Annotated in this window: 10 protein-coding genes and 4 tRNA genes; 11 read left to right on the forward strand and 3 right to left on the reverse strand. The window is 36.6% G+C overall.

The window, feature by feature from the left end:
- The first annotated feature begins 29 nt into the window (after positions 1 to 29).
- The 8 genes from adhE to nusG all read left to right on the forward strand — a co-directional run bounded on the left by adhE (position 30) and on the right by nusG (position 5,734).
- Positions 30 to 2,714 (forward strand): bifunctional acetaldehyde-CoA/alcohol dehydrogenase, encoded by a 2,685-nt coding sequence (gene adhE, locus A9G22_RS02965; protein WP_065587199.1) that lies wholly within the window; start codon positions 30 to 32, stop codon positions 2,712 to 2,714.
- Positions 2,715 to 2,876: 162 nt separating this feature from the next.
- Positions 2,877 to 2,952: transfer RNA gene (locus tag A9G22_RS02970), tRNA-Thr, on the forward strand.
- A gap of 33 nt (positions 2,953 to 2,985) precedes the next feature.
- Positions 2,986 to 3,070 (forward strand) — tRNA-Tyr (locus A9G22_RS02975).
- Positions 3,071 to 3,125: 55 nt separating this feature from the next.
- Positions 3,126 to 3,200 (forward strand) — tRNA-Gly (locus tag A9G22_RS02980).
- Positions 3,201 to 3,203: 3 nt separating this feature from the next.
- Positions 3,204 to 3,279, forward strand: a tRNA-Thr gene (locus tag A9G22_RS02985).
- 182 nt (positions 3,280 to 3,461) lie between these two features.
- Positions 3,462 to 4,646, forward strand: coding sequence for an elongation factor Tu (tuf, locus tag A9G22_RS02990; RefSeq protein WP_065586329.1), 1,185 nt, complete (start codon positions 3,462 to 3,464; stop codon positions 4,644 to 4,646).
- Between the two features lie 208 nt (positions 4,647 to 4,854).
- Positions 4,855 to 5,187, forward strand: a complete 333-nt coding sequence (gene secE, locus A9G22_RS02995) for a preprotein translocase subunit SecE (RefSeq protein ID WP_176700216.1) — start codon at positions 4,855 to 4,857, stop codon at positions 5,185 to 5,187.
- Between the two features lies 1 nt (position 5,188).
- Complete coding sequence (gene nusG, locus A9G22_RS03000) at positions 5,189 to 5,734, forward strand: transcription termination/antitermination protein NusG (protein ID WP_065587496.1); 546 nt, start codon at positions 5,189 to 5,191, stop codon at positions 5,732 to 5,734.
- 218 nt (positions 5,735 to 5,952) lie between these two features.
- On the opposite strand, the gene A9G22_RS03005 is transcribed toward nusG, so the two are convergent.
- Positions 5,953 to 6,504, reverse strand: a complete 552-nt coding sequence (locus tag A9G22_RS03005; protein WP_065587497.1) for an HPP family protein — start codon at positions 6,502 to 6,504, stop codon at positions 5,953 to 5,955.
- Positions 6,505 to 6,684: 180 nt separating this feature from the next.
- Here A9G22_RS03005 and A9G22_RS03010 point away from each other — a divergent pair, with 180 nt between their 5' ends.
- On the forward strand, positions 6,685 to 7,257 hold the full coding sequence (locus tag A9G22_RS03010) for a TetR/AcrR family transcriptional regulator (RefSeq protein WP_075508334.1): 573 nt from the start codon (positions 6,685 to 6,687) through the stop codon (positions 7,255 to 7,257).
- A 67-nt stretch (positions 7,258 to 7,324) separates the two neighbouring features.
- On the opposite strand, the gene A9G22_RS03015 is transcribed toward A9G22_RS03010, so the two are convergent.
- A complete protein-coding gene (locus tag A9G22_RS03015; protein ID WP_075508335.1) occupies positions 7,325 to 9,247 on the reverse strand; it encodes an ABC transporter ATP-binding protein in 1,923 nt (640 codons plus the stop codon).
- Positions 9,248 to 9,393: 146 nt separating this feature from the next.
- Positions 9,394 to 11,397 carry an OPT family oligopeptide transporter gene (locus tag A9G22_RS03020; RefSeq protein ID WP_075508336.1) on the reverse strand — a complete coding sequence of 668 codons (2,004 nt, stop codon included), beginning with the start codon at positions 11,395 to 11,397 and terminating at the stop codon, positions 9,394 to 9,396.
- Positions 11,398 to 11,622: 225 nt separating this feature from the next.
- On the opposite strand from A9G22_RS03020, the gene mazG reads away from it, so the two are divergent.
- Together mazG and A9G22_RS03030 are read left to right on the forward strand one after the other, a co-directional pair.
- Entirely contained in the window at positions 11,623 to 12,426 is an 804-nt protein-coding gene (gene mazG / locus A9G22_RS03025; protein WP_218058725.1) for a nucleoside triphosphate pyrophosphohydrolase, read from the forward strand.
- On the forward strand, positions 12,419 to 12,859 hold the full coding sequence (locus tag A9G22_RS03030; protein WP_065587501.1) for a hypothetical protein: 441 nt from the start codon (positions 12,419 to 12,421) through the stop codon (positions 12,857 to 12,859). Before mazG ends, A9G22_RS03030 begins: the two co-directional genes overlap by 8 nt.
- Positions 12,860 to 13,118: the final 259 nt, after the last annotated feature.

Genomic DNA, 13,118 nt, shown 5'->3' on the forward strand with positions numbered 1-13,118 from the left:
ATTTATTTTTTTATTTCAAGGAGAAATCTATGGCAGTAACTAACATGAATGAGTTAAATGAGTTAATGGCGCGTGTCAAGAAGGCACAAGAAACTTATTCAACTTATACTCAAGAGCAAGTCGACAAAATCTTTGTGGCAGCCGCGACAGCCGCAGCTGCAGCACGTATCCCACTCGCACAGCAAGCTGTTGCGGAGTCTGGAATGGGGATAGTTGAAGATAAAGTCATAAAGAACCTTTTTGCCGCTGAATACATTTTAAACAAATATCGTCATGATAAGACTTGTGGTATAGTGGCTGAAAATGAACCATTTGGTACTATTACAATAGCGGAACCACTTGGTATTATTTGTGGAATTGTTCCAACTACCAATCCAACTTCAACGGCGATTTTTAAATCATTAATTAGTTTAAAAACCCGCAATGCAATTGTCTTTTCTCCTCATCCTCGTGCTAAAAAATCAACTATTGAAGCTGCTCGAATTGTGTTAGATGCTGCCGTTAAAGCGGGTGCACCAAAAGATATTATTGGCTGGATTGATGAACCATCTATTGAGTTATCTAATGCGCTAATGCACCATGATGATGTGGCTGCTATTTTAGCAACCGGTGGACCAGGTATGGTGAAAGCCGCTTATAGCTCTGGTAAACCAGCATTAGGTGTCGGAGCAGGTAATACACCTGTTATTATTGACGAAACAGCAGATTTAAAACGAGCAGTAGCTTCAGTACTTATGTCCAAAACATTTGATAATGGTATGATTTGTGCCTCAGAACAAGCAATTGTCGTGGTTGATTCTGTTTATGACGAAGTGCGTCGTTTATTAACCCAATATGGTGCATATGTTTTAAATGCTAAAGAAACACAAGCAGTGCAAGGCATCATTTTAAACGATAAAGGTGCATTAAATGCCAATATTGTTGGTCAACCAGCAACAAAAATTGCTGAAATGGCTGGTCTTAAAGTGCCTGCTGGTTCAAAAGTCCTTGTTGGTGAAGTGAGTAAAGTCGATTTATCTGAGCCATTTGCTCATGAAAAACTTTCACCAACGCTTGCTATGTTTAAAGCGAAAGATTTTTATGAGGCTGTTGATAAAGCAGAAAGGTTGGTTGAAATGGGGGGGCTGGGACATACTTCTGTTCTTTATACTGATCAAGATAGCAACCGTGAACGTATTGCTTACTTTGGTAGTAAAATGAAAACTTGCCGTATTTTAATTAATCAACCAGCGGCCCATGGTGGTATTGGTGATTTGTATAATTTTGATTTAGCGCCATCTTTAACTTTAGGATGTGGCTCTTGGGGTGGAAACTCAGTTTCTGAAAATGTTGGACCGAAACACTTAATTAATAAGAAAACAATCGCTAAGAGAGCAGAAAATATGTTATGGCATAAACTACCAAGTTCTATCTATTTTAAACGTGGCTCATTACCTGTTGCTTTAAGTGAAGTGGTTGAGCAAGGCGCAAAACGCGTATTTTTAGTAACGGATAAATTCCTATTTAACAACGGTTATTCACAACAAATCACTGATCAATTAGAAGCACAAGGTGTGATTTGCGAAACTTTCTTTGATGTTGAAGCAGATCCAACATTAAGTGTTGTCCGTAAAGGTACCGACTCAATGCAAGCATTCCAACCGGATACCATTATCGCTTTAGGCGGTGGTTCACCAATGGATGCAGCTAAAATCATGTGGGTTTTATATGAGCATCCTGAAACCAAATTCGAAGAATTAGCATTGCGCTTTATGGATATCCGTAAACGTGCTTGCCATTTCCCAAATATGGGTCAAAAAGCAAAATTAATTTGTGTAACAACGACATCAGGTACGGGTTCTGAAGTGACGCCATTTGCTGTGGTTACTGATGATGCAACGGGGCAAAAATATCCATTAGCCGATTATGCAATTACGCCACACATGGCTATTGTTGATGCTAATTTAGTGATGAATATGCCTCGCTCGCTCTGTGCTGCTGGTGGTTATGATGCCGTGACCCATGCATTAGAGGCCTATGTATCAGTTATGGCTAGTGAGTTTTCTGATGGACAAGCATTACAAGCTCTAAGCATACTTAAAACTTATCTACCTACAAGTTATCGGGAAGGTGCTAAAAATCCTGTTGCCCGAGAAAAAGTGCATAGTGCAGCAACATTAGCCGGTGTTGCTTTTGCTCAGGCATTCCTTGGCGTTTGTCACTCCATGGCGCATAAAATTGGTGCAGCTTTTCATATTCCACATGGTGTGGCAAATGCGATGTTAATTAGTAATGTGGTGCGTTTTAATGCAACTGACAAACCAACTAAGCAAGGCACATTTAGCCAATATGGTTATCCTAAAGCAATTATCCGTTATGCAGAAGTTGCTGATCATTTAGGTTTAACCGCAGCTACTGATAAAGATGAGATGAAAGTCGAGAAATTAATTGCTTGGTTAGATCAACTTAGAAAAGATCTTGATATCCCATTTTCAATTAAGGAATTTGGAGTCGATGAAAACACTTTCTTAGCACAGGTTGATCAATTGGCAGTTGATGCTTTTGATGACCAATGTACAGGGGCAAATCCTCGTTATCCTTTAATTGCAGAGTTAAAACAAATTCTGCTTGATACTTATTATGGTCGTGCATATCAGGATAAAGGAGATATTAGTGAGGACGTTGCTGTACATACCGCAGCAAAAGGTGTGGAGACATCTAAAAAAACTAACTAAAAAGAAATAATATAAATTTATATTTTGATTAAAAAAAGACCTGAAATAGTTTGAATTTCAGGTCTTTTTTATGTTTTTGATTTTTTTTTAATCAAACAAAATAAAATTTGTTTTTTTTGCTTGCAAGGTTAAATGTTCTAGTTCATAATGCGCAGCACTTAGGCCGGCTTAGCTCAGTAGGTAGAGCAACTGACTTGTAATCAGTAGGTCGCCAGTTCGATTCCGGCAGCCGGCACCATTTTCCTAAGTAGACAAATTTATAAAGATTCGGGGTGGGGTTCCCGAGCGGCCAAAGGGAGCAGACTGTAAATCTGCCGTGTCACACTTCGAAGGTTCGAATCCTTCCCCCACCACCATCATCTAATATTAGCAATAGCTAATTGAAGCATTTAGGTAGCCGAGTTTGAACATGCGGGCATCGTATAATGGCTATTACCTCAGCCTTCCAAGCTGATGATGCGGGTTCGATTCCCGCTGCCCGCTCCAATTGCTGATATAGCTCAGTTGGTAGAGCGCACCCTTGGTAAGGGTGAGGTCGGCAGTTCAAATCTGCCTATCAGCACCATTCTTGTATTTTCCTAAACTTCTAAGAATATCGAATTTGCCTGCTTTAATGCTTGTCACTAGATAGCTTTATCTGTTATTATTCAGAGCTAATTTTAAGTTAGTATTGTATTGATATTAAATATAATACTTGGTTAATGTGGTGAATTACCACCGATTTGTATTACATTTGAGGGACAATCGATGTCTAAAGAAAAATTTGAACGTACAAAACCCCACGTTAACGTTGGTACAATCGGCCACGTTGACCATGGTAAAACAACTTTGACTGCAGCAATTACTTCAGTACTTGCTAAAAAATACGGCGGTCAAGCACGTGCATTCGATCAAATCGATAACGCACCAGAAGAAAAAGCACGTGGTATCACCATCAACACTTCACACGTTGAATACGATACACCAACTCGCCACTACGCACACGTAGACTGCCCGGGCCATGCTGACTATGTTAAAAACATGATCACTGGTGCGGCACAAATGGACGGTGCTATCTTAGTCGTAGCAGCAACTGATGGACCTATGCCACAAACTCGTGAGCACATTCTTTTAGGTCGTCAAGTAGGTGTTCCTTACATCATCGTATTCTTAAACAAATGCGATATGGTTGATGACGAAGAGTTATTAGAATTAGTTGAAATGGAAGTACGTGAGCTTCTATCTCAATATGATTTCCCAGGTGATGACACACCAGTTATTCGTGGTTCTGCACTTAAAGCGTTAGAAGGCGAAGCAGCATGGGAAGACAAAATTGTTGAATTAGCTGAAGCATTAGATAGCTATATTCCAGAACCAGAGCGTGATATCGACAAACCATTCTTATTACCAATTGAAGACGTATTCTCAATTTCAGGTCGTGGTACAGTAGTAACTGGTCGTGTTGAGCGCGGTGTAATTAAAGTCGGTGAAGAAGTTGAAATTGTTGGTATCAAACCAACTGCTAAAACAACTTGTACTGGTGTTGAAATGTTCCGTAAATTACTTGACGAAGGTCGTGCGGGTGAAAACGTTGGTGTATTACTACGTGGTACAAAACGTGAAGAAATCGAACGTGGTCAAGTACTTGCAAAACCAGGTTCAATCACTCCACATACTGATTTTGAATCAGAAGTGTATATCTTAAGCAAAGATGAAGGTGGTCGTCATACACCATTCTTCAAAGGTTACCGTCCACAGTTCTACTTCCGTACAACAGACGTAACAGGTACTATCGAATTACCAGAAGGTGTAGAAATGGTCATGCCTGGTGATAACATCAAAATGACAGTATCATTAATTCACCCAATCGCGATGGCTGAAGGTTTACGTTTTGCGATTCGTGAAGGTGGTCGTACTGTTGGTGCTGGTGTTGTTGCTAAAGTTATTAAGTAATTTAATTAAGCCTTATCGGGCCATAGAAAGGGTGTCATTAGATGCCCTTTCTTATCTAGTCTGTTTAGCAAAATGTTTTTATTAAAAGAGCATTTTGGAAAATAGATATTACTATAAATAAGATAATCATAGGTTTTATATGCTAGTAAGTAACGAGAGTCAAGATACAAATACTATTCTGGACAAATTTAAGTGGTGTTTAGTTCTAGTGTTGATTGTGTTTGTTGTTTGGGGAAATTTTTATTTTGCTGGACCTAATGATATATATCAACCTAATACAATCGTTCGGATTATTGCTGTTATTGTGACTTCGCTGTTAACTTTGCTCATAGCGATCACAACAAACAAAGGTAAATCATTTTTGTTCTTTTTACAAGAATCTAGAAAAGAGTTAAGAAAAGTTGTATGGCCAACTCGTAAAAAAACGGCACAAACAACTTTACTGATTGCAGCTATCACAGTTATTGTTGGTTTAGCACTTTGGGGAATGGATTCTTTATTCCGTTCAATAATCTTTTATTTAACATCAATAGGGCGTTAATATGAGCGAAACACAACAAAAACGATGGTATGTTATTCAAGCTTATTCTGGTTACGAAGCGCGTGTTGCACAATCATTACGTGAATATATCAAATTGCATAATATGGAAGATGCATTCGGTGAAGTATTAGTGCCAACCGAAGAAGTTGTTGAAATGAAAAGTGGTCAACGTCGTAAAAGTGAACGTAAATTTTTCCCTGGTTATGTATTAGTTGAAATGATGATGAATGATGCAACTTGGCATTTAGTGAAAAGTGTACCAAGAACAATGGGCTTTATTGGTGGTACTTCGGATAGACCAGCACCTATTAGCCAACGTGAAGTTGATGCAATCATGAATCGTCTACAGCAAGTTGGTGATAAACCACGTCCTAAAACATTATTTGAACCGGGTGAGCTTGTTCGTGTTAATGAAGGTCCATTTGCTGACTTTAACGGTGTTGTGGAAGAAGTTGACTACGAAAAAAATCGCTTAAAAGTATCGGTTTCTATTTTTGGACGCTCAACTCCTGTAGAGCTAGATTTTAGTCAAGTTGAAAAGAGCTAATCTTTTGATATAGTTTTTTTCACTGAATTAGCAGTATCTTTTAGAAAGCCACAAGAGTCTATCTTGTGGCTTTCTTTTTATAAAATAAATATAATGCCTTTCGAGAATTTGAGAATAATAGATCTATTTCTAATATATTTTATTAAAGTGAGTCGCCAAGGTAGATAAAACCACTATAGGATCATAATTTAATTTATTATTAATATAATACAGGCAATCTATTCTTTTTTAGATTTTTTTATTCTTTTACCCATATCAAAGTGATATCCCAACCAATAGTTAGGCCAACGTGCTTCGATTCCTATATTATTAACTATTAAAGCAACCATGACTAATAAAACCGAACCTATAAGTACTGGTGTTATCAAGAATGAATAGTCAGTAATTCCGGACATCATGATTAGAATAGGGTTTGCACCAGCTGGAGCGTGAACTACACGTAGTAACTGCATCAATGCGATAGATGTCCCAACTGCTAATGCTATCGGTATAATTCCATTACTAAATAAATTAATGAACAACACACCTATAAAAGACGAAATAAAATGCCCTCCGATTACACTTCTTGGTTGTGCTAATGGAGATTTAGGTACAGCAAATAACAAGACGCATGTTGCGCCAAATGGAGCCATAATTGCTAATGTACCTCCCCACTGAGTGATTACGAGCAAAGTCAAAATCCCTAAAGCACCCCCAATAAATCCTCTCAATATAGCTACTGCGTGAGGTTTAGGCGGCATCACCTCTCTTCCTTTTAATTTTTCTAGCATAAATCTCTCCTGTTTGGTTAATGTGGGATTTTAATAAAACTAGCAATCGCATTAAGTAAACGATATTGTTTACTTAATGTATATTTATTAACTATAAAGGTCAAATATTATTTATAATTAACTATATTAGAGTTGTTGTGATAGAATCAAAAATATTCTAGCAATTACAAATAATAAAAAATGAAATTGAAGCCTGAAATTGTTGATACGATACTTGTTGCGGCTGAATCGCTGTTTAATGAATATGGTTATCATCCTGTTAGTTTAGAGCTTGTTGCAGAAAATGCAGGTGTATCAAAAAGAACATTATATAAATATTTTGGTGACAAAAATGGGCTTGTAAGTAAAGTGTTACTTAAGCGGAATGATTTTTTTAAAAAATCACTTACAGATGTTATCGCTGTTTTTTCTGAGAAAAAAGACAAAATCAATGCAATTATTTCATGGCATATAAAATGGTTTAAGAATGATAATTACCGTGGTTGCATGTTTGTACGAGCTAAGTCTGAATATAACAATAAAAGTGAAGAAATATGCGCTATTGTTAGTGAACATAAAAAATGGATTCAAGATAGGATTTTTGAATGTCTAGGAGGCACAAAATCATGTGAACAAGCATCTTGCCTAATTATGTTAATACTTGAAGGTATGATATCTTGCACATCCGTTTTTGGTATTGAGGGATATGATTTTGAACAGGCAAAAATGTATATCTATGATATCGTCGATAACATTGGCGAGGATAACCTATGAATTTAAATAGCTGGCTTATAGACAATGGATAGCCATTACCTAAAGCCTCTTAATCGAAATGATCAATTTAATCTAAGTTAAACGACTCCAGCTGTTGTTGCAATTCTAACCATTGTAGTTCTGTTTCTTCTAATTGATTTTTAAGTTGGCTTTGCTCTAGTAACAAAGTTGTAAGTTCGTTTTTTTTGCTCGCGTCATAGATTGCAGGATCTGACAATTGTTCTTCAATTTGTTTTAATTGATTGGTTAATTTATCAAGCATCTGTTCTTCTTTTTGTAACTGTTTTTTTATTGGCTGCATTTGTGCGCGTAATTCAGCTTGCTTGCGTTTTTGCTCTTTACGATCTTGAGCTGATATGTTACTTGTATTTTCTTTTTTTTGTGAATTTATGTCGTCATTTGATTGGTTATCATTTTTTTGTGCTTCGGCTAACCATTTTTGATAATCATCAAGATCTCCCTCAAATGGCATGACTTGTTGATTATGAACCAGATAAAATTCATCAGTTGTAGATCGCAATAAGTGACGATCATGCGAAACTACGACTAATGCACCGTCAAAATCAATTAGCGCTTCAGTCAACGCTTGTCGCATATCTAAATCTAAATGGTTAGTTGGTTCGTCTAATAAAAGAAGATTCGGTTTTTGCCAGACAATTAAGGCTAAAACAAGTCGCGCCTTTTCACCACCCGAGAAAGTTTTAACTGGCTCGGTGACTTTATCGCCTTGAAAATCAAATCCACCTAAATAATTACGCAGTTCTTGCTCTGTATTTTTCGGTTCGGCAAGTTGCGTTAAATGCCAAAGTGGTGATTCATCAGGGCGTAGATATTCTAATTGATGTTGAGCAAAATAGCCTAATTTAACACCTTTAGCGAGATTAATATGTCCTTTCTTAGGTGCAAGTTCTCCGGCGAGTAATTTAATCAGTGTTGATTTCCCCGCACCATTGCGCCCTAATAAGCCAATGCGCGAACCGGGAACTAAATTAAGCTTAATTTTTTCTAGTATAATTTTATCATCGTAACCCGCGACGACTTTGTCCATCATTAACAAAGGGCTTGGTAAGAATTCTGATGGCTTAAAATTAAAATGAAATGGATTATCAACATGCGCAGGTGCAATTAGCTCCATTCTTTCTAACATTTTTATACGGCTTTGTGCCTGTTTAGCTTTTGTTGCTTTGGCTCTAAAGCGATCGATATAATTTTGCAAGTGTGCAACTTTGAGTTGTTGGCTTTCATAAAGCGACTGTTGTTGAGCAAGTTTAGTTGAACGTTGGATCTCAAAGGAGGAATAATTGCCCGTATATTCAAATAAACTCTTTTGCTCAATATGAATAATTTTATTGACTAATGGATCCAAAAAATCACGATCGTGAGAGATTAAAATCAAAGTTCCCGGATAGTTACTTAACCATTTTTCAAGCCAAATCACGGCATCTAAATCAAGGTGATTGGTTGGTTCATCAAGCAGTAATAAATCAGAACGACACATTAATGCCTGAGCCAAATTTAATCGCATCCGCCAACCACCAGAATAGGACTTAACCGGTAACATTAATTGTTCATTAGAAAATCCTAGTCCATGTAGTAGCGTTGCGGCTCGAGCGCGAATTGTCCAAGCATCAATGGTATCAAGCTTTTCATGAATAATCGCAATTTGCTGACCATTATTTTGCTGATTGGCAATATCTAATTGTTTTTCTAATTGACGATATTCACGATCACCATCAATGGCATATTCAATCGCAGGGATATCTAATGCGGGTGTTTCTTGATTGACCCAAGCGAGTTGCCATTGCGATGGTATATTTAACGTGCCAGCATCAGCTTGAATTTCACCTTTAATCAGTGAAAAGAGCGTCGATTTTCCGCAACCATTTTTACCTACTAACCCCACTTTTTGTTGAGGATTAATGGTTGCTGATGCATTATCTAAAAGCAAGTTAACGCCTCGGCGCACTTGGATTGAATCAAAAACTATCATGATATTTTTGGCTATTATTCAACGTAAAATAGGTTAATAAAAAATTGTTTTAATCATCCAAAATTAGGAACGTTATAAAACAATCAATTTAAATAAAAAAGCCCTTTGTTAAAACGGAAAGGGCTTAAATTTAATTATTCACAGGACTATTTTTTTATTGCCGATAATGCACGACGAATAAAAAATATACATATACCAACAAAAACAAAGAGGCCTAAAAGTTCAGGTAACACTCCTAAATCGACCGGTATTGCAAGTGGAGCATCATTTCCGCCATTGGTAATGCTAATCACAATCACAATAGCTAATAAAACACCTACTAAGCTTTCACCAACAATCAATCCAGATGCAATTAATGCCGCTTTCCGATCAACTTTTTTGAATTGCTCTTCTGGATCTAAATTTTGTGCTTTGGCTTTTTTGTAAGCATTACGTTTAATTATCCATGATAATAAAGTGCCGATAAAAATCGGTGTAGTGATGCTTGGTGGTAAATAAATTCCTAAACCAACAGCGAGTGCGGGTATGCGAAATTTAGATTTATTTTTGGCTAGAATTAAATCAATAATGATAATAATAGCACCTAAAATAAGCCCTATTAAAATCATCGTCCAGTCAAGTTGATGTGCAAAGATGCCTTTAGCTATTGTTGTCATGAGCGTTGCTTGTGGCGCAGCTAAAACTTGAGTTGCATCCATATCTGGACGCGGCAAAGCACCGGTAAAGCCGTAAGCGTTATATAAAATTTCTAAAATAGGCGCAATAACAATCGCACCAACAACACAGCCAAGTAATAATGCCACTTGTTGTTTCCATGGCGTTGCATTAACCAAATAGCCTGTTTTTAGGTCTTGCAAATTATCATTTGAAATACAAGCTATTGCCAAAACAACGCTAGTTGTAAAAAGTGCAAGAGCTGTTGCAAAATTGGAACTTTCGACAGAAACTAGCATCCCATTGATTTCGCCTAAACCTAATAAGATTAATGAAATGACAACTACAGCAACAATTGCAATACCTGATATTGGGCTCGCTGATGAGCCAACAAGCCCTGCCATATAACCACAAGCAGCAGCCACTAAAAAGCCCATAATAAAAGCAAATAGTACAGCGCAAAAAACTAATGCCCAAGCTACATCTGCTGATAATCCACTATCAGCAATAAATGAATAAAAAGTGGCGAGTAAAATAACTACCATACCGCCCATGATTAATAAAATGGCTTTTGGTGATAAATCTCGTTCGGTTAGTGCGATATCATTTACTGACACATCTGAACGCATACTTTTAAATGAGATTTTTAATCCTTCAGTCATCGGTTTTATTAACATAAGTAATGTCCAAACCGCAGCAATAGCGATTACCCCCGCACCAATAAAGCGGATATCTTTTGCCCAAAATGCCATAGCAATTTCAGATAAAGGTTGACTGGTATCATAATCAGTAATTGCACTTAAAATTGGGATGCCAAATCCCCAGCCAATAATGGTACCAATTAAAATAGCAATACCAGACATAATCCCTATTAAATAACCAGCACTCAGTAAAGCTAAAGAGAATCCCATAGGCAGTTGAAAAATGGATTTGCCAGCGGTAAACCAATAAGCTGTACTTTCAGATAACGCACGAAAACCATTAGTAAATAGGCTAACAATAGAAGCAATAATACCACCAAATAAAATATCTTTTAAACCATCATTAGCTTCATTATTATTTGTTTTAGAGCCTGCCTTTAAAATTTCAGCGGCGGCTACACCCTCAGGGTAAGGTAAATTACTTTTAACTACCATGACATGACGCAATGGAATTGAAAATAAAACCCCAAGCATCCCACCAGCGGCGCATATTGCAAAGGTTAGCCAAAAGGGAAAGTCTTGCCAGTAACCAATCATTAACAAACCAGGAAGCACAAAAATAATTGAAGATAATGTACCAGCTGCTGATGCTTGAGTTTGCACCATGTTATTTTCTAAAATAGTTGACCCCGAAAACAATTTTAATATTGCCATTGAAATCACTGCAGCTGGAATTGCTGATGAAAATGTTAATCCAACTTTTAAACCAAGATAAACATTCGATGCAGTAAAAATGACAGTAATAAAAGCACCAAGGATGGTACCTCTTAAAGTAAGTTCACGTAAATTATTCATATTTTTACTAAAGTTAATTTAATAGGAGGGTATTATATACTTAATTCGCTTTTATCGGCTAGAAGTTCCTTAAATAGCCTTGTATTTGCCACTTTTCATCGTTGTTTTGGTGAAATAATTACCAATAACACCAAAATATATTGAAATTAATGTTTAAAAAACAATCGTTTTACAACGAAATCATTTACAATGATGCTAACTAATGACTTATTTATGGGGGGTATTTTGAACAAATTGCAGCGATTACAGACTATTACCAAACAACTACGCGATCCAATTAATGGTTGCGAATGGGATCGAGTTCAAACTTTTTCGTCTTTAAAATCATATACACTAGAAGAAACGTATGAAGTGCTTGATGCAATTGATAAACAAGATATGGAGGAGCTAAAAAAAGAACTTGGCGATTTATTGTTTCATATTGTCTTTTATGCTGATTTAGCCCAAGAACAAGGAAGCTTTGATTTAGATGAAGTTTGTTTAGCGGTTGCTGATAAGTTAGTTTGTCGTCATCCGCATATTTTTACCGAAAATAAGTCTGAAAAACCTAGCTGGGAACAACTTAAACAAAAAGAACGCGATCAAAAAGCACAATACTCATTGCTTGATGATATTCCCCAAGCAATACCGGCTTTAATGCAAGCTGAAAAAATTCAAAAACGTTGTACCTCAGTTGGTTTTGATTGGCATGATATAAAATCCGTGCTTGATAAAGTTAAAGAGGAGCTTGGTGAGGTTGAGCAAGAGTTAGTGCGAACCAAACAAGATCCACAAAAAATTGAAGAAGAGTTAGGCGATTTATTGTTTGCTACCGTCAATTTAGCTAGGCATTTAAAGGTTGAATCTGAACTCTGTTTACAGCAAGCTAATAAAAAATTTATTCGGCGATTTCAGCAAGTAGAAGCGATACTTAAACAAAAAAATCTGTCTTTGACTGATGCAACACTTGAACAAATGGAAGACGCATGGCAAAGTGTTAAACAATTAGAACAGATTAAACTCAATAGCGAAGTGGATAAAAATGACTGAACCAAAAAATGAACTGTATCAAGAGATCGAAGCATGGGCACAAAATGCGATATTAAATAGTCCAACATGGAGCATTAACCAGCTCGATTACTCAGAAAAAAGCATTACTGTTGTTGAAATGATCATGAGTGAACTGGCTGAAAAGAACTTCAGCATATCAGAAGAACAACTCAACATGATCTCACAAGAATACGGATGTTATTTATTACTTACCGCCCATAAATTATACGGTGGAGAATTTTATTGGAATGAAGAGTTTGAACAACCGATGTTAATTTGCTGTGAACCTAATTCTATGATAGTGCTCATGACATGGAACAAAGTAAAAGGGCGTTTAGTGGGCGATAAAGCCGATCATATTGCGTATTTCTTAGATGAATTTGGCAAAGCCACCTTTCAACCTGAAGAAGGTACACATGTGGTTTATTTATAGCTACTACAAATTAAACTATTTCTAAATTTGTCGTGTGATAGCCTCGAATCTTTGGGGCTATGCTATTACTACTTTACACATCAAAACCGATATTATTCTTGTCTAACTAATAATAATTATTTATTCATAACTAGTTGTTAAAGCAACAAACATGCACAGGCACAAAATCTTGTAATTGAAAATAATAGCTATCGATTGACTTTGTTTTTAATATAAATTATCTCTTATAAAGAGTATTAAATGTAATCAAGCTATTATT

Source organism: Gilliamella sp. App2-1 (assembly GCF_001690255.1).
Taxonomy (GTDB): domain Bacteria; phylum Pseudomonadota; class Gammaproteobacteria; order Enterobacterales; family Orbaceae; genus Gilliamella; species Gilliamella apicola_G.

What these genes read in the sequence shown, in the direction of transcription:
- A9G22_RS03015 (WP_075508335.1), bottom strand. Translation starts at nt 9,247, where the DNA reads ATGATAGTTTTTGATTCAATCCAAGTGCGCCGAGGCGTTAACTTGCTT.
- nusG (WP_065587496.1), top strand. Translation starts at nt 5,189, where the DNA reads ATGAGCGAAACACAACAAAAACGATGGTATGTTATTCAAGCTTATTCT.
- A9G22_RS03020 (WP_075508336.1), bottom strand. Translation starts at nt 11,397, where the DNA reads ATGAATAATTTACGTGAACTTACTTTAAGAGGTACCATCCTTGGTGCT.
- A9G22_RS03010 (WP_075508334.1), top strand. Translation starts at nt 6,685, where the DNA reads ATGAAATTGAAGCCTGAAATTGTTGATACGATACTTGTTGCGGCTGAA.
- adhE (WP_065587199.1), top strand. Translation starts at nt 30, where the DNA reads ATGGCAGTAACTAACATGAATGAGTTAAATGAGTTAATGGCGCGTGTC.
- A9G22_RS03005 (WP_065587497.1), bottom strand. Translation starts at nt 6,504, where the DNA reads ATGCTAGAAAAATTAAAAGGAAGAGAGGTGATGCCGCCTAAACCTCAC.
- tuf (WP_065586329.1), top strand. Translation starts at nt 3,462, where the DNA reads ATGTCTAAAGAAAAATTTGAACGTACAAAACCCCACGTTAACGTTGGT.
- A9G22_RS03030 (WP_065587501.1), top strand. Translation starts at nt 12,419, where the DNA reads ATGACTGAACCAAAAAATGAACTGTATCAAGAGATCGAAGCATGGGCA.